General features: G+C 67.6%; 16 protein-coding genes. 5 read left to right on the top strand and 11 right to left on the bottom strand.

The window, feature by feature from the left end:
• Positions 1–7: 7 nt before the first annotated feature.
• The 7 genes from TX76_RS09150 to ahaH all read right to left on the bottom strand — a co-directional run bounded on the left by TX76_RS09150 (position 8) and on the right by ahaH (position 6917).
• Positions 8–1765 (bottom strand): ATP synthase subunit A, encoded by a 1758-nt coding sequence (locus tag TX76_RS09150; protein WP_049901827.1) that lies wholly within the window; start codon positions 1763–1765, stop codon positions 8–10.
• Between the two features lie 5 nt (positions 1766–1770).
• Positions 1771–2097 carry a V-type ATP synthase subunit F gene (locus TX76_RS09145; protein WP_049901824.1) on the bottom strand — a complete coding sequence of 109 codons (327 nt, stop codon included), beginning with the start codon at positions 2095–2097 and terminating at the stop codon, positions 1771–1773.
• 49 nt (positions 2098–2146) lie between these two features.
• On the bottom strand, positions 2147–3208 hold the full coding sequence (locus TX76_RS09140; RefSeq protein ID WP_049901823.1) for a V-type ATP synthase subunit C: 1062 nt from the start codon (positions 3206–3208) through the stop codon (positions 2147–2149).
• Positions 3205–3786, bottom strand: a complete 582-nt coding sequence (locus TX76_RS09135; RefSeq protein WP_049901820.1) for a V-type ATP synthase subunit E — start codon at positions 3784–3786, stop codon at positions 3205–3207. Before TX76_RS09135 ends, TX76_RS09140 begins: the two co-directional genes overlap by 4 nt.
• Before the next feature lie 21 nt (positions 3787–3807).
• The gene (locus TX76_RS09130) at positions 3808–4062 is read right to left on the bottom strand and encodes an ATP synthase subunit K (protein WP_049901818.1); all 255 of its coding nucleotides are present in this window, start codon (positions 4060–4062) and stop codon (positions 3808–3810) included.
• A 163-nt stretch (positions 4063–4225) separates the two neighbouring features.
• The gene (locus TX76_RS09125; protein ID WP_079890792.1) at positions 4226–6598 is read right to left on the bottom strand and encodes a V-type ATP synthase subunit I; all 2373 of its coding nucleotides are present in this window, start codon (positions 6596–6598) and stop codon (positions 4226–4228) included.
• On the bottom strand, positions 6591–6917 hold the full coding sequence (ahaH, locus tag TX76_RS09120) for an ATP synthase archaeal subunit H (protein WP_049901813.1): 327 nt from the start codon (positions 6915–6917) through the stop codon (positions 6591–6593). Before ahaH ends, TX76_RS09125 begins: the two co-directional genes overlap by 8 nt.
• Before the next feature lie 322 nt (positions 6918–7239).
• Between ahaH and TX76_RS09115 the strand changes: the two genes are divergently transcribed.
• The gene (locus tag TX76_RS09115) at positions 7240–7860 is read left to right on the top strand and encodes a methyltransferase domain-containing protein (RefSeq protein WP_049901810.1); all 621 of its coding nucleotides are present in this window, start codon (positions 7240–7242) and stop codon (positions 7858–7860) included.
• 232 nt (positions 7861–8092) lie between these two features.
• Here TX76_RS09115 and TX76_RS17065 read toward each other — a convergent pair whose 3' ends face one another.
• Positions 8093–8539: a type IV pilin gene (locus tag TX76_RS17065; RefSeq protein WP_079890791.1), complete on the bottom strand. Its 447-nt coding sequence runs from the start codon at positions 8537–8539 to the stop codon at positions 8093–8095.
• Positions 8540–8589: 50 nt separating this feature from the next.
• On the bottom strand, positions 8590–9897 hold the full coding sequence (locus TX76_RS09105) for a DUF7096 domain-containing protein (RefSeq protein WP_049901806.1): 1308 nt from the start codon (positions 9895–9897) through the stop codon (positions 8590–8592).
• Between the two features lie 120 nt (positions 9898–10017).
• Between TX76_RS09105 and TX76_RS09100 the strand changes: the two genes are divergently transcribed.
• Genes TX76_RS09100 through TX76_RS09090 form a run of 3 tightly spaced genes read left to right on the top strand, consistent with a single transcriptional unit; the run spans position 10018 to position 13006 of the window.
• Positions 10018–11202 (top strand): helix-turn-helix transcriptional regulator, encoded by a 1185-nt coding sequence (locus TX76_RS09100; protein ID WP_049901803.1) that lies wholly within the window; start codon positions 10018–10020, stop codon positions 11200–11202.
• A 44-nt stretch (positions 11203–11246) separates the two neighbouring features.
• Positions 11247–12041 carry an electron transfer flavoprotein subunit beta/FixA family protein gene (locus tag TX76_RS09095; RefSeq protein WP_049901801.1) on the top strand — a complete coding sequence of 265 codons (795 nt, stop codon included), beginning with the start codon at positions 11247–11249 and terminating at the stop codon, positions 12039–12041.
• Positions 12038–13006 carry an electron transfer flavoprotein subunit alpha/FixB family protein gene (locus tag TX76_RS09090; RefSeq protein WP_049901799.1) on the top strand — a complete coding sequence of 323 codons (969 nt, stop codon included), beginning with the start codon at positions 12038–12040 and terminating at the stop codon, positions 13004–13006. The genes TX76_RS09095 and TX76_RS09090 overlap by 4 nt, the downstream gene beginning before the upstream one ends.
• Positions 13007–13078: 72 nt before the next feature.
• Here the strand turns inward: TX76_RS09090 and TX76_RS09085 are convergent, their stop codons facing one another.
• Positions 13079–13417: a DUF5615 family PIN-like protein gene (locus TX76_RS09085; protein ID WP_049901796.1), complete on the bottom strand. Its 339-nt coding sequence runs from the start codon at positions 13415–13417 to the stop codon at positions 13079–13081.
• Positions 13418–13735 (bottom strand): DUF433 domain-containing protein, encoded by a 318-nt coding sequence (locus TX76_RS09080; RefSeq protein ID WP_079890790.1) that lies wholly within the window; start codon positions 13733–13735, stop codon positions 13418–13420. It abuts the gene before it with no gap.
• Positions 13736–13859: 124 nt separating this feature from the next.
• Here TX76_RS09080 and TX76_RS09075 point away from each other — a divergent pair, with 124 nt between their 5' ends.
• Positions 13860–14702 carry a polyprenyl synthetase family protein gene (locus TX76_RS09075; RefSeq protein WP_049901794.1) on the top strand — a complete coding sequence of 281 codons (843 nt, stop codon included), beginning with the start codon at positions 13860–13862 and terminating at the stop codon, positions 14700–14702.
• Positions 14703–14998 lie beyond the last annotated feature (296 nt).

Genomic DNA, 14998 nt, shown 5'->3' with positions numbered 1-14998 from the left:
TAGTAGTCTAGTATTTCTCTCGGAGCTGGCTCTCGATGCTGTCCTCGACGTCGTCGATGAACTCCTCGTACTCGGCGGTCGTGCCGATCCGATTCAGCCGCGGTGCGGCGTCGATATCGGTGATCTCCTCGACCGGCACGCCGGCGTCGAGCGCCGCGAACGCCTCGTCGTTGTAGGTCTTGATCGCGCCCATGATGAGGTAGGTCTTCTCCGGCGAGCAGTACGCGTCGACGTCGTCGAGCGCGTTCTGCTGGAGGAAGGCCTCACGGAGGTAGCGCGCGATCTCGAGGGTGAGCTGCTGGTCGTCGGGCAGCGCGTCCTCGCCGACCAGCTGGACGATCTCCTGGAGCTCGCTCTCCTCGTCCAGCGTGTCGATCGCCCACTGGCGGACGTCCGGCCAGTCGCTCGCGACGTTCTCCTCGAACCACGGGTCGAGCTGGTCGCGATACAGCGAGTACGACTCGTCCCAGTTGATCGCGGGGAAGTGCCGGCGTTCGGCGAGGTCGTTGTCGAGCGCCCAGAACGTCTTCACGATCCGGAGAGTGTTCTGGGTCACCGGCTCGGAGAAGTCCCCGCCCGGTGGGCTGACCGCGCCGACGACCGAGATCGAGCCTTCCGAGCCGTTGATGTTCTGGAAGTAGCCCGCGCGCTCGTAGAACTCGGAGAGACGCGCCGCGAGGTAGGCGGGGTAGCCCTCCTCGCCAGGCATCTCCTCCAGCCGGCTCGAAATCTCCCGCATCGCCTCGGCCCATCGCGACGTGGAATCGGCCATCAGCGCCACGTCGTACCCCATGTCGCGGTAGTACTCCGCGATGGTGATGCCCGTGTACACACAGGATTCCCGCGCCGCCACCGGCATGTTCGAGGTGTTGGCGATCAAGCACGTGCGGCTCATCAGCGGCTTCCCCGTATTGGGGTCTTCGAGTTCGGGGAAGTCGTCGATCACCTCGGTCATCTCGTTGCCCCGTTCACCACAGCCGATGTACACCACGATGTCGGCGTCGGCGAACTTCGCGAGGCTCTGCTGGGTGACCGTCTTCCCGCTCCCGAAGGGTCCGGGGATCGCCGCCGTCCCGCCCTTCGCGAGCGGGAAGAGTCCGTCCTGCACGCGCTGACCAGTGACCAAGGGCGTGGTCGGCGTCTCCTTGTCCACGGTAGGACGGGCCTCGCGCACCGGCCACTCCTGGTGCATCGTGACCTCCTCGCCGGAGTCGATCTCCACCACTGGTTCCTCGACGGTGAACTCGCCCTCCTCGATTTGCGTGACCTCGCCACCCTCGTAGTTCGGCGGAACCAGCACCCGGTGTTCGATGCTCTCGGTTTCGGGTACTGTGCCGACGACGTCGCCGGCCCCGATCTCGTCGCCCTCCTCGACGGTGGGCGTGAACTCCCATTCCGCTTCGAGGTCGATCCCCGGCGCGTCCACACCGCGGTCGAGGAACGCACCCATCTGATCTTCGAGCACGTCCAGCGGGCGCTGAACGCCGTCGTAGATCGAGTAGAGCATGCCGGGCCCGAGATCCACCGAGAGCGGCTCCCCGGTGTTCGCGACGGGTTCGCCAGGCGCGACGTTCGAGGTCTCCTCGTACACCTGGATCGTCGTCCGATTGCCCTCGATCTCGATGACCTCGCCCATCAGCCCTTCGTCGCCGACGTACACCACGTCGTTCATCCGGGCTCCGAGGTCCGTGGCGACCACGACGGGGCCGCTCACGCTCGCGATCGTACCGTCCTCCGTGACCTGTGTCTCCGTTGCTTGACTCATAGTTGTTAGTCGTCGTCCATCAAGTCGATGCCGATGGCGCGTTTGATCTGTCCCCGCAGCCCGCCGCTGCCGGCCCCCTCGCCGCCGAGCGTCACCAGCGTGGGCTCGATGCTGCCTTCGGCGTCCTGTCGCACGTCGCGCGAGAGATGCTCCATGTCCGCCTCGGCCATCACCACGATCCCGACGTCGTCGTCCGCGAACACCCGCTCGACCGCGCCGTCGAGCGATGCGTCCTTCTCGTCGTCGGGCACGTTCTCGAACTTCCGGACGCCCGCGAGCCGAAAGCCCGTCGTGAACTCCTGACTCCCGACGACCGCGATCTCCTGGCTCATGGCTGGCTCACTGTGGGGTAGTCGGTCCCCGTCGGTTTCGGCCTGTCGGTCATAGGATCACCAGTTCGTCCTCGATGGTTTCGGGATCGAGCCCCGCCTCCTTGCCCCGGGCGATCGCCCGGACGTTCTCGATCTCGCGCATCTTCGCGAGCACGAACGCGAACACCGGACAGACCGACAGCGGGTGCCGGTTCGAGAGACCGTGGGAGTACTCCAGAAGAGCGGCGTCGAGCGCGCGCTCGAACCCACGCAGGCTCTCGGCGGTGTCGAGTTCGCTGAGTGCGGCGTCGAGGTCGTCGCCGTAGGGGCTCTCGCGCAGCCGCGCGACCAGCTCGTCGGTGTTGGTGACGAGCTGGCTGATCTCGTCCGCGTCGAACAGCCGCCCGCCCGAGATGTAGTACTCGGCGGGATCCATCTCCGCACCGCTCCGCGAGAGCCGGAGCGCGTTCCGGACGTTCCGGAAGTCGATCTCGCTTTCGAGGAAATCGACGTACAGCTGAGTCGCCCGATCCGGCTCGTTCGGCAGCCCATCAGTGAGCGCCTCGTAGAACGCCCGATCGACCGCGTTTTCGAGCGGGACGAGCAGCGAGCGCTCCTCGTACTCCCCGTAGGCGTTCGCGAGCGGCTCGCCGAACAGGGTGTCGTCGAGCAGCGTGACGACCTCCTCGATCGAGCCAGCCCCCAGCAGTCGATCGATGCGTTCGTCGCTGAACTCGCCGGCCCTGATCAGGTCGACCTCGATCGCCTCGCGGTCGGCCTCCGAGTACAGCCCCCGAAGCACGGTCTTGATGTTCCACGCGTCGAACTGCCGGAGGTAGCGCGCGATGTAGTCGTAGAGCGTCCCGTCGGCGAACCGGAGGAGGTCGTCGAAATGGTTCGCGAGGTTGCGGTGGAGCGCGTTCTCGATGAGATCCACGCCGGAGTGCCGGCTTCCGAGCGCGTTCATCTCCTCCTCGTACTCGCTCTCCTCCATGAACCGCGCGATCTCGCTCGGCCCCATCCGGATCAGCTTCCGGTAGTCGTCCTCGTCGAACAGCCGCGACCGGCGCGAGCGGACGCGTGCGATGACGTACTCGTAGTTCGACTCGCCCGAGCCCGATCGAACGCTCATTGCTCGAACAGTCGCGTGCTGATTTCCTGGAGGCGATCCTCCCAGACGCCATCGAGCACCGAGTCGAACGTGTTGTTCACCCGCACCCGCGAGGCGTCGCTCTCGGCGACCACGCCGCCGAGACACTCGACCTCGCCGGCGTACTCGAACCCGTCGTACTCCGCGACGAGCGATTCGAGCAGGTCGGCGTCGTCGGCCCGCCCCGAGATCCGCACCGTGTTGCCGGCCGCGAACTCGTCGGCGGCGTCGTCGAGGAGCTCGCGCGTGAGTTCCTCGCGTCGCTCGCCGGAGAGGCCGGCGACGCGGGACTCCGCTTCCTCGCGCGTCTCTTCGAGGACGATGCGGCGACCTTCGAGACGTTTCTGTTTGGCCTCCAGCTTCGCACTGGAGAGTTTCTGCTCGCGCTCCTGTTCGATCCGCCGTTCGATCTCGCGCTCGCGCTCGGCGCGGATCTCCTCGGCGTCGGCCTCGGCCTCGGCGACGATCGCCTCGGCGCGCTCGTCGGCCTCGTTCCGGATGCGTTCGGCCCGGTCCCTCGCGTCGTCTTTGATGTCCTCCGCAACCGTATCGAGACTCATTGTGGGTGAAAAGGCGAGAGGTTACGTTGCGATGAAGAGGGTGACGAACGCGATGATGATGAGCGTCTCCGGCAGGGCGGTGAAGATCAGCGCCTGGACGAACATGTCGTCGTCCTCGGCGACGGCACCGACCGCCGCCGCACCGATCGATCGCTGGGCGAGGCCGGTCCCGAGCGCACCGAGCCCGACCGCGAGCGCCGCCATACCCTGGTTGCCGATCGCAGGACCACCCTGCTGCAGTACGAGTTCCGTCAGTGCTGGAATGAGTTCGAGCATTGGTTGAGATTCCGTTTGGCTTGGTCTTCCGACGGGCGTGAGTTGGCCCCGAAGCGGCCATAAAACTTCCTAAATCGGTCGAGAGACGCGCTGGATCCGTGGCCTGTGGCTGTCCGATGGTTGAAACGATCGGTGAAACGACTCGTCGGTTCGGCGGATCGAGTTACTCGTCGGCGGTGAACCGACGGGCGTACCCGAACGGCTCGTAGGCGGCCCCGCTGCCCTCGTAGAACTTCGAGAAGAACTCGAAGTACTCCAGCCGGATCGACTGGATCCCCGCCGAGGTGATCCCGAGCAGGAGGACGACGAGGTGGCCCACCAGCAGGACGGCGACGGCGAGCAGGATCGACACCGGCCCGCCGTGGATCAGTCCCGTCCCGAGCGCACCGAGCAGCTCCGCATCCGCCGGGATGTGGTGGGGATCGTAGATGAAGTGGTACTCGCCCTCGGTGACGTACACCCCGAGCACGAGCAGGTTGACCGCGAAGGCCATCCCCGCTTTCGCCAGCAACACGGCGGCGATCCGGAGGTAGGATAGCACGTGTGCGAGCACCTGGTGCGCCTCGACGAGCTCGTGGGTTGGACCGACGGCCAACAGCCCGAGACCGGCGAAGAACGCAACGCCGCCGACGATCCCGACCCACGCCGGGAAGCCGGTGAAGCCGAGCTCGAACGCCGCCACGTCACCGCTGCTGAACACCTCGAAGAGGAGATCGGGCTTCGAGCCGTCGAACAGCCGGCTGAAGATGAACAGCCAGAGCCCATTCAGCGCCAGCAGCCACGAGCCGGTCTCCTTCAGCGCGTCGGCGAACCCGTGGAAGCTGTACTCCTCGATGAACTCGAAGATCCACGCGAGATTGAGATGGAGGATCCCGAACAGCGCGGTGACGACGAACCACGTCCGGGCCCAGTAGCTGGTCGCGGGCGAGAGTCCCTTCTCGATCGGCGCGTGCGAGAGGCCGACGACGCCCTCCCAGAGGTACGCCGAAACCAGATGGAGTCCGAAGATCTCGCCGTAGAGCACGCCGAACACGGTCGTCGAGATGCCGGCCGCGAGCGCGACCGCGCCGAACCGCTGGAACGTATCGGAGTCGAAGCTGGAGTACACCCAGTAGCCGATCCCGGTGTAGATCAGCCCGTAGCCGACGTCGCCGATCATGAACCCGAACATCAGCGGGAACGTCAGGAACAGGATGATCGTCGGATCGAACTCGGCGTACGACGGTCGGCCGACCGCCTTCGTCAGGAGTTCGAACGGCCGCACGCCGCGCGGGTTCTCCTGGACCACCGGCGGCTCACCGTCGGCCATTCTGGTTTCGGTCCCGCCGTCGGACCGCTCCGCGCCCCGACGAGACTCGCGCTCGCTGCGCTCGCGCTCACCGCCGTCGGACTCGCTTCGCTCGACCGACGAGGATCGCACGCCTTCGGCGTGCTCACCCCCATCCGCTTCGAGCCGGCTCTCGTCCGAGTCGCCGTCGTCGTCCAGTGACTGGAGCCCGCTCGACTGCTCGTCGGCGTTCCCACTGCCGTCCGCGGCGGTTTCGGGGTCGCCCACACCGGGTTCGGTCGGGCCGGTCGGTTCGCGGTCGGCGACCTGGCCGCTGCTGTCGTAGGCGGCACGTTCGAGCTCCTCGACCTCGCAGTGCTCGCCGACGCTGGCTTCGAGCGCCTCCGCGAGGTCGACGAATCCCTCGGTCGGCAGCCAGCCCTCGGCCACGAACGCGTTCTTCGTGGTTGCAAAGGCGAGCGGGATCTCGCGCTTCTCGACCTCGATGGTCAGCCGTTCCTCGGCTGCGAGCAGGAAGTCGCCGTGTTCGGCGCGGAGGTCGTCGAGGTCGGCCTCGACGGACTCGATCTCGCGATCGAGCTCCGCACGGCGCTCGTCGAGGCCGTCGAGGTACGCTGCGGGGCTCTGCTCGGCGTCGGGGACCTCGATCGCCGCGAACTCCGCGCCGACCAGGGTGTCTTCGAGTACGTCGCTCGATCCCGACGTCGGGTGGGCGAACACCGCGATAACGCCGTCCTCGGCGAACGTCTCGTAGCGATCGACGTCGTCGGCGGCGTCGAGTGCGTCCCTGACCGCTCGCTCGTCGCCCTCGCCGACGCTGGTTTCGAGCGAGTCGTAGCCGGAGAGGAGGTCGAGGTCGATCCCGAGCGTCGAGAGCGGGGCCATCGCGTCGGCGCGCTCGTCGAGTGCACGGCGTTCGTCGCGGAGGTCGCCGCGTCGATCGTCGTAGTCGTTGACCGCCCCGCGGACGCGTTCGAGTCGGTCGGCGAGGTCGTCGGTGTCGACGCCCCCGCTCGGTGCGTCGCGATCCTCGATGTCGAGGATCGATTCGAGCGAGCGCACGGTGACGAGGCGTTCGGCGGCCTCGTCCGCGCCGGCGATCGGGTCACCCGGCTCGAACCCCTCCCACGCGCCGTCGTAGTCGGTCACGTGGAGCAGGTTGAGATCGTGGGTGGTCTCGATCACGTCGTCGAGCACGCGCTTTGCGCCCGTGATCGACACCCGGCTCATCCGCTCTGGCCTAAGCATGCACTTCCTCGATGAACTCCTCGACGACGTAGTCGGCCACGTCGTCGACGTTCTCCCTCGCGCGCGATTCGAGCTGTTCGCGCTCTTGTGCACCCGATTCGAGGATCGCCTCGCGCTCGGCCTCGATCTCCTCGCGCGCCGCATCGAGGCGCTCGGATTCGAGTTCGTTGGCCTCTTCACGGGCGGACTCGCGGATCTCCTCGGCCTCGCGCTCGGCCTCGGCGATGCGCTCCTCACGGTCGTTCTCGGCGGATTCGACGATCTCCTCGGCCTCGCGCTCGGCCGCCTGGATTCGGTCGAGAACCTCTGGCCTCGCCATGTTGTTGTCTGGACGGCCCTTGTGCGAGCGCCTATTTGGTAGTTGCGAATACCGCCGGCGGTCGGTGGCGTATCGAGAGTTCGACCGTCGACACCGCGCGCTTCCAACGCCTAGTGGTGGCGCGCGGGAGCGCCGGAGGCGCGACTCGTGCGAGGGATGAGCGAGGGAACGGAGTGACCGAGCGAATCGGCTGGGGAGGGTGTGGCTTGCGGTGTCTCGTTTGCTTCGGGATTCGTCGTCTCGTCGCTTCACGGTCGTTCTCGGACGGATTTATCGAAGAACATCCCCAGAGTTATGCCGACAGCGGCCGAATCCGGCGACAATGGGAGTGCTCGAAAACAAGTCGCGGGCGCAGGTGTTCTACAAGTACCTCTCGCGGGTCTACGACGGGATCAATCCGTTCGTCTGGAACGAGGCGATGCGGACCGAAGCGATCGAGCTGCTCGACCCTCAGGCGGACGACCGGGTGCTCGACGTGGGCTGTGGCACGGGCTTCGCCACGGAGGGGCTGCTCGAACGCACGGAGCGAGTCCACGGGCTCGATCAGAGCCGTCACCAGCTCGAACGCGCGTGGGCGAAGTTCGGGAAGACCGACCAGATACGGTTCTACCGTGGCGACGCCGAGCGGCTTCCCTTCGCCGACGACGCCTTCGACGCGGTCTGGTCGTCGGGCTCGATCGAGTACTGGCCCGACCCGGTCGCCGCTCTTCGTGAGTTCCGCCGGGTGGTCGCGCCCGGCGGCGGCGTGCTCGTGGTCGGCCCCGACGCGCCGGATTCCTCGGTGTTCGAACGGGTCGCCGACGCGATCATGCTGTTTTACGACGAAGAGGAGGCCGACCGGATGTTCGACGCCGCCGGGTTCGAACGGTTCGAACACCACATCCAGCAGGCGCGACCCGGCAGCCCGCGGGCGATCACGACGATCGCTCACGCTCCCGAGTAGGTGGATCAGTCGAGTGTCGTTATGACTCATTGATTGGAGATGACGACCTCGGTGCTGATTCGTCCGTCCTTCTCCCGACGCAAACGAGAGACCGCAAGCCACACCCTCCCCAGCTGATTCGCTCGCTCCCCACGGTCGCTCACTCATCCCTCGCACGAGTCGCGCGCGAAGCGCGCTCCCGCGCGCCACCGCTCCGCGACTTCGGACGGGTTCCCGATCAGCGACAGCACTACTACACTCGCGCCGTCGCAACCACCGTTCCGTTGGTGTAGATTTTTACAGTCACACGTGACCCCGCTTTCGGTTGTGGTGAGTTCGTCGTACTGGCGATTTCGAAACGGGCAGTTTCACCGGCGGTCCACTGGTGGTCATTGTCCGGATGAAACGGCCCCGTCGTTCCATGCACGAACCCCGTTTCACTAAAAAACGGAACGTCAGGTTGGTGTTCGAGTGGTTTTCCGTCGACGAAGATTCGGACGGTGAGTTGAGTCACATCGAGCGTATTGCCGCTTCGGTGTGTGAGAAATATCTCATTTCTATCGTCTTTGGATTCGGCAGTGATCGTGGCCGTCGGCACGTCCTCCGTCTGCCCGCCGACCCCGACGACGCCGGCGAGGGCAACCATGACGGCGAGCATGAGGACGACGCCGACCACCGGGGCGACTGCACGGCGTGACACGCCACGCGGTGGTCACGGTTTCGTACTTCAATATTCGCCCGTGTAGGTGGCTACGGCGATACGGGGGTGGCGAGTCTCGTCCGGTTCGCCACGGCGGCGCTCGTCTCGATCCGCATGGTCGAACCGTTCACGCGCGCGGTGATCGTGACGTTCCCGCGCGGGGCGACCGTCCACAGCCGACCGTCACGGCCGGTGTCGCCGATCGAGCGGTTGCCGATTCTGACGGTGCCGTCGAGCGGTGTGCCGCTCTCGGAAGTGAGCGAGACTTCCATCGGGCCGGACGGGTGGGTGCGGTTGACGACGAGCCGTCGACTTTCGTCGCTGGTGTTCACCGGCGCTGCCGTCGGCAGTCGCGAGAGGGTCTTTCGCTGGTGTTCGGCGAACACCTCGCCCGAATCCTGATCGAGATACGCCGTGAGTCGGCCGTGATCGTGCGAGAACCGGAAGCGCGAGATGCCCGCACGCTGGACGGTGCGTTGACTCTTGAACTCGGAGTTGTTCTCGGCCCACGGGTACAGCGCCGCGCGCCGGTCGCGCACGTCGGTAGCGTTGCCGACGCCGTCCCCGGTGGCGTTTCGCTCGCCAGGCAGGTACGCCTCGCGGTAGTACTGTTCGTCGTCGACGGTCGCGAGCACGACCCCGTCGGGCGTCGTCTCGACGTACACCAGCAGCGGCGCGAGACGCTCCTCGCGGGCCGTGCCGACCGCGGCGACGCCGGAGGGGAGGTCGTCGTCGACGGGAACCGTGTTCTCGCCCCGGAGCGCACTGGCGATACGCGTGCGGACCGGACCACGGAGCGGATCGAGGCGGAGCGCCCGGTTCCGCGCCCAGCTGTCCGCCGGCAGGCCCGCGATCGACGACTGGTCCGCGAGCTCGGCGAGACGACCGACCGACGCCTCGATCCGGGCGGCCGTGGCGTCGATGCGGGCGAGATCGCGGAGGAACTCGTGGCCGGACAGCGAACCGTTGTTGTACGCCGTGACCGTCGTGGCCTGGCGCTCGGTGAGCGTCGCGATCCGCGCGTCGATGCGGGTGGCGACCGCCTCGATCCGCTCGCGGCGAGCCGCCACGGAGTCGGTGGCCGAGAACCGCTCGTCGAGGACCTGCCGTCGGAACCGCCCGTCGAGGCGCGTGGTCTCGATCGCGAGCGTCCCCGACACGTCGATCGCGGCATCCCGGTGCGCCGCGGTCTCGATCGAGCCGGACGAGGCCCGGAGGAACGAGGTCGTGTCGGTCGCCGGCTGCGGTGCGGCCGAGCCGACGGGTGCTCCGTCCGTCGGCCGCGAGGCCGGAGCCCCGAGCGCGACCGGCGCGAGGACACAGCAGAGTGCGAGCGCGAGCGCGAGCGCACGGCGCATTGCGTGGATCCTCCGTCCCTGGGAGTATTAAATCCCCGGCGAAACCGCCGTCGAAACTCGCCATCCACGGGCGTCCAGGGGATGAAAAGGGTTTTCGTGTCGGCCCGAGGAGGGTTCGGCATGCGCCTTCGGGCGGTGCTGTGCGCGCTCCTCGTCGTCGCCGCCGTCGGGCCGGCGGTCGCGCTCGGCCAGCCCGGGACGGACGCGGGCGAGGCGGCGAACAGCACCGAGGCTACCACGACGATCACCATCCAGCCGCGCCCGGACGGCGACGCACGGTTCCGGATCGTGACCGAGTTCACTCTCCGCGACAGGAACGACACCGCGGCGTTCAGAGCGCTCGCACGGGAGTTCGAGGAGGGACGGGCCGGCGTCGAAGTGGCGACGTTCGAGCAGGCGGCGGCCGCGGCGACCAACGCGACCGGCCGCCCGATGAACGTCACGGCGACCGGACGGAACGCGACTATCGTCGGCGAGAACGGGAGCGACAACGGCACCGGACGGCTGGTCGTCGGGTTCACGTGGACGGCGTTCGCGCGGCAGAGCGGCGACCGACTCGTCGTCGGCGACGCGTTCAACACCACCCGAGGCACGTGGCTTCCCCACCTCACCGACGGGCAGACGCTGCTCGTCGAAACCCCGCGGGGGTACACCATCGACACCTCGCCGATCGGCTACACGAATCGTACGCTCCGGTGGAACGGCCCGGAATCGTTCGAACCGGGAGAACCACGGGTGATCTACGAGCGCAGCGGTCCGCCGATCCGGTCACCGAGCGCCAACGGTACCGACGACGGAAGCGGGAACGACGGAAACGGCGGAAGCGACGGCAACGCCGACGGTCCGGGGCCGCTCGCGTCGGTGCCGCCGCTCGTGTTCGGCGCGGGAGCGGTCGTGCTCGGGGCAGGGATCGTGATCGTCGGGATGTACACGTGGACGCGACGCGAGCCGGACGACGATGGACGGTCGGCGGACGGAAGCACGCCCCGCGCACCCGACACGGCCGACGCCGATCCCGAAGCGACGCCAGCCACGGCGGGTGCGGGATCGACAGTAGAACCCGAGACGACCGCGAGCGAACCGCCCGACGACGAACTCCTCTCCGACGAGGAGCGCGTCGAGCGACTCCTCGAACACAACGACGGTCGGATGAAGCAGGCCTCGATCGTCGACGAGACCGGCTGGTCGAACGCGAAGGTGTCCCAGCTCCTGTCGGCGATGGACGATACGGGCAGAATCGAGAAGCTCCGGATCGGCCGGGAGAACCTCATCAGCCTGCCCGATCGCGACGATGAGAGGGTTTGACGCTTTCGGAACCGTTAACATTCGCGGGCGGCGACTCCCGCCCGATGAAGATCCTCATCGCGGTAACCGAGGTGGCCGAGGTCGAGGACGACTTCGAGATTGATGGGTTGGCAGTCGCCGAGCAATACCTCGACTACGACCTCAACGAGTGGGACGACTACGCCATCGAGGCGGGCGTCCAGCTCCAGGAGGCGGGTGAGGACGTCGAGGTCGTCTCGGTCACGATCGGCCCCGAGCGGAGCGAGGAGACCATCCGGATGGGGCTCGCGAAGGGCGTCGACCGCGCGATCCGGGTCTGGGACGACGCGCTCGAAGGGGAAGGACAGCTCGGCGTCGAGACCAAGGCCGATATCCTCGCGGCGGTCGCCGAGGACGAAGACCCCGACCTCGTGCTCGCGGGCGTCCAGTCGAACGACGACGCCTTCGGGGCCACCGGCGTCTCGCTCGCCGACGAGATCGGCTTCGAGTGGGCCGCGGTCGTCAACGATCTCGATCTCGAACCCGGTGGCGACGTCGCCTCGGTTCACCGCGAACTCGAAGGCGGCGTCGAGGAGCTGACCGACGTCGAACTCCCCGCGGTGCTCACCATTCAGACCGGGATCAACGAGCCCCGCTACGCCAGCCTGCGGGGAATCCGTCAGGCCCAATCGAAGGAGATCGCGCCCGAGGACCTCGCGGACATCGGCCTCGACGCATCGGTGACCGAGAGTCCGATCACGCTCACCCAGCTCTACGAGCCCGAAACCGAGAGCGACGCGACGGTGTTCGAGGGCAGTCCCGACGAGGAGGCCGACCAGTTGGCTGATCTCCTCCGCGACAAGGGGGTGGTCGAGGGATGAGCGTGCTCGCCATCGCCGAACACCGCCGCGGCGAGCTGCGTGACGTGAGCTTCGAACTCGCCACCGCGGGTCGCGAACTCGCCGACGCCACCGATGGCGACCTCCACCTCGCCGTGATCGGCGGCGAAGTAGGGGAATTCGCCGATCGGCTCGACCGCGAGGGCGTCGACGTCGTCCACACGGTCGACGAAGGCGAGGAGTTCAACCACGATGTCTACACCCAGGCGGTCGCCGCGCTCTACGACGAGGTCGAACCGGATGTCCTGCTCATGCCGAACTCGGTCAACGGGCTGGATTACGCGCCCGCGGTCGCCAACCGACTCTCGCTCCCGCTCGTGACCGACGCGATCGACATCGAGAGCGACGGCGTCCTGTCGGTGACTCGCGAGAAGTACGGCTCGAAGGTCGAAACGGTAGTCGAAGTCGACGCCGACCGCGCCGCCGTGACGGTCCGGCCCGGCGAGTGGCCGCCCGCCGAGGGCACCAACGGGGCCGACGTTCGGGAGTTCGACGCCGAGATCGACGAGTCGGCGGTGCGTTCGACGGTGACGGGCTTTCAGGAGGTCGGCGGCGGGGACGTCGACATCACCGAGGCCGAGGTGCTGGTCTCGGTCGGCCGGGGGATCGAGGAGGAGGAGAACATCGCGCTGGTCGAGGCGCTCGCGGACACGCTCGACGCGACGCTGTCCTCGTCGCGCCCGATCGTCGACAACGGGTGGCTCCCGAAGAACCGTCAGGTCGGTCAGTCGGGGAAGCAGGTCACGCCCGAGGTCTACATCGCGATCGGAATCTCCGGCGCTGTCCAGCACGTCGCCGGGATGAAGGGCGCGGAGACGATCGTCGCGATCAACACCGACCCGAACGCGCCGATCTACGACCTCGCGGACTACGGGATCGTCGACGACCTCTTCGACGTGGTGCCCGCGCTGATCGAGGCGTTCGGCGGCGAGCCGCCCGAAGTCTGATCGGGTCGGTTGTGGGTCGTTTCGGTAGTTTCCGGCGAACCCATCGATTGCTGGGAGGGCCGCGGGGGCGGTTCAGTCCGTCTTCCCCGAGGGGTAGTTCTCGCGCGGCAAGTCGTCCTGCGAGGGATAGTACGTTGTGAGCTCCGAGACCATCGCTGCGAGTTCGTGCGCCGACGCCCGGTGGTCCGTGTACAGCAGCACCGTCACGTCCGGATACACCGACGGGCCGAGGAAGTCGGTATCGTTGGTGAGGACCACGTACCCGTTTTCCCGGGCGTGTGCCGCGATTTCGTCGTCGCCCACGCTCAGCGGGAGCGCTGTACCGACGTGTGCCGCCTCGTGGCCATCGCGTCCCAGATACTGGACTGTCTGTGGGTCGACGTTCTCGTCACAGAGGACCCGGTAGGCCATTCACTCGTCGTCGGCCTCGGCTGCCTCCTCGCGGAGTTCGCCGAGCGTCTTCATCCCGCGCTTCCGTGCGGCGCGTATCTGCTCCCGACGGCGGCGGCGCACCGCGGTCATCTCGTCAGGGTGTTCGTGGTAGTACGTCAGCGCGCGGTAGACATCCGCGATGTCGAGGGCGTAGCGGTCGGCGACGGTTTTCGCCGACAGGTCGCCCTTCTCGACCCAATCGGCGACCTGACGGACGCTGATGCGGTGGCCCTCGATGCGCGGCTCCCCGCCCATCACGGCCTCGTCCGTCACGATACGGGCGGTCTGCTGTGCCATCGGTTCCCGTTAGGTTCCCCATCGGGGTTAAACCCTCGTCGGCTGACGAACTGACACACCGGGACGGAGCGAGCGGTCGAGACGGACCGTCACGTACTTTCACGCCGGGTCTCAAGATCGAGTAATGGAGTACCTCGAACGCCGGCGGACGATGGTCGAGGAGCGCCTCGAAGCCGTCTGCGCGGCGTCCGAGCCCGACGAGCTCGCTGCCCAGCTCGAACACGTCGCGCTCTCGGGGGGCAAGCGCGTCCGGCCCACAGTTGCGGTACTGGCCTGTGAGGCCGCCGGCGAGCCGGCGAGCGCGGCGGTCGATTTCGCGGTCGGGATCGAACTCGTCCACAACGCCTCGCTCGTGGTCGACGACGTCATCGACGACTCCGATGTCCGTCGCGGGACCGCGAGCGCGTGGGCGGCGTTCGGTCACGGCCCGGCGCTGATCGCCTCGGATGGACTGCTCGGCGAGGCGTTCGCGCTGTTTGCGGCCGACGAGCGCGCGATGGAGGTCGTGAGCGAGGCGATGGTCGAACTCGGCGAGGGCGAGGCGACCGAACTCGTCGCGCGGCCCACCACCCAGGGGGAGTACATGGAACTCGCCCGTCGGAAGACGGGGGCGCTGTTTCGTGCGGCGGCCCAGTTGGGCGCGGTCGCGGCCGACGCCGACGCAGCCACGGTGGAGGCGTTCGGAGCGTACGCCGAGGGCGTCGGGGTCGCCTTCCAGATCCGCGACGACGTGCTCGACGCGACCGCCGACGCCGACGACCTCGGGAAGCCGACGGGCCAGGACAGCGCGATGGATCGGCCCTCGCTCGTCGAGGTCACCGATCTCACGGCCGAGGAGGCGAACGACCTCGCGCGCCGGACCGCCGACGACGCGCTCGCGGCGCTCGATTCGGTCCCGATCGACGACGAGCAGGCCGAGGAGTACCTCCGCGATCTGGCGGAGTTCGTGGTCGTCCGGGAGCGGTGAACGGTTGCGGCCGGCGGCCGCGGCTGGCGGTTGCAGTGCGGACCTGGCGTCTCGACGAGCGGAGCGAGCCGAGGCTCAGGAGAGCTCGCTCTCCTGGTGGATGAAGGGCGACGGCGCGAGCGGTGGGCGGCGCGAACGTAGTGAGCGCCGCCAACGAACGGGGAGCGAAGCGACCCGTGAGTACTGAGCGAGTGGCTGAGGGCTTCGGCGGTGCGGTCCCTCGGCGGATCGAGGGCGAGCGACCGGAGTTCTCGTGAGTAGCGCGGGACCGAAGGTCCCGCGGACCGTTCGCGCGG

The sequence above is a fragment of the Halococcus agarilyticus genome, assembly GCF_000334895.1.
In the GTDB taxonomy this organism is placed as follows: Archaea; Halobacteriota; Halobacteria; order Halobacteriales; family Halococcaceae; genus Halococcus; species Halococcus agarilyticus.
This window is presented reverse-complemented; position numbering and strand designations above follow the sequence as displayed.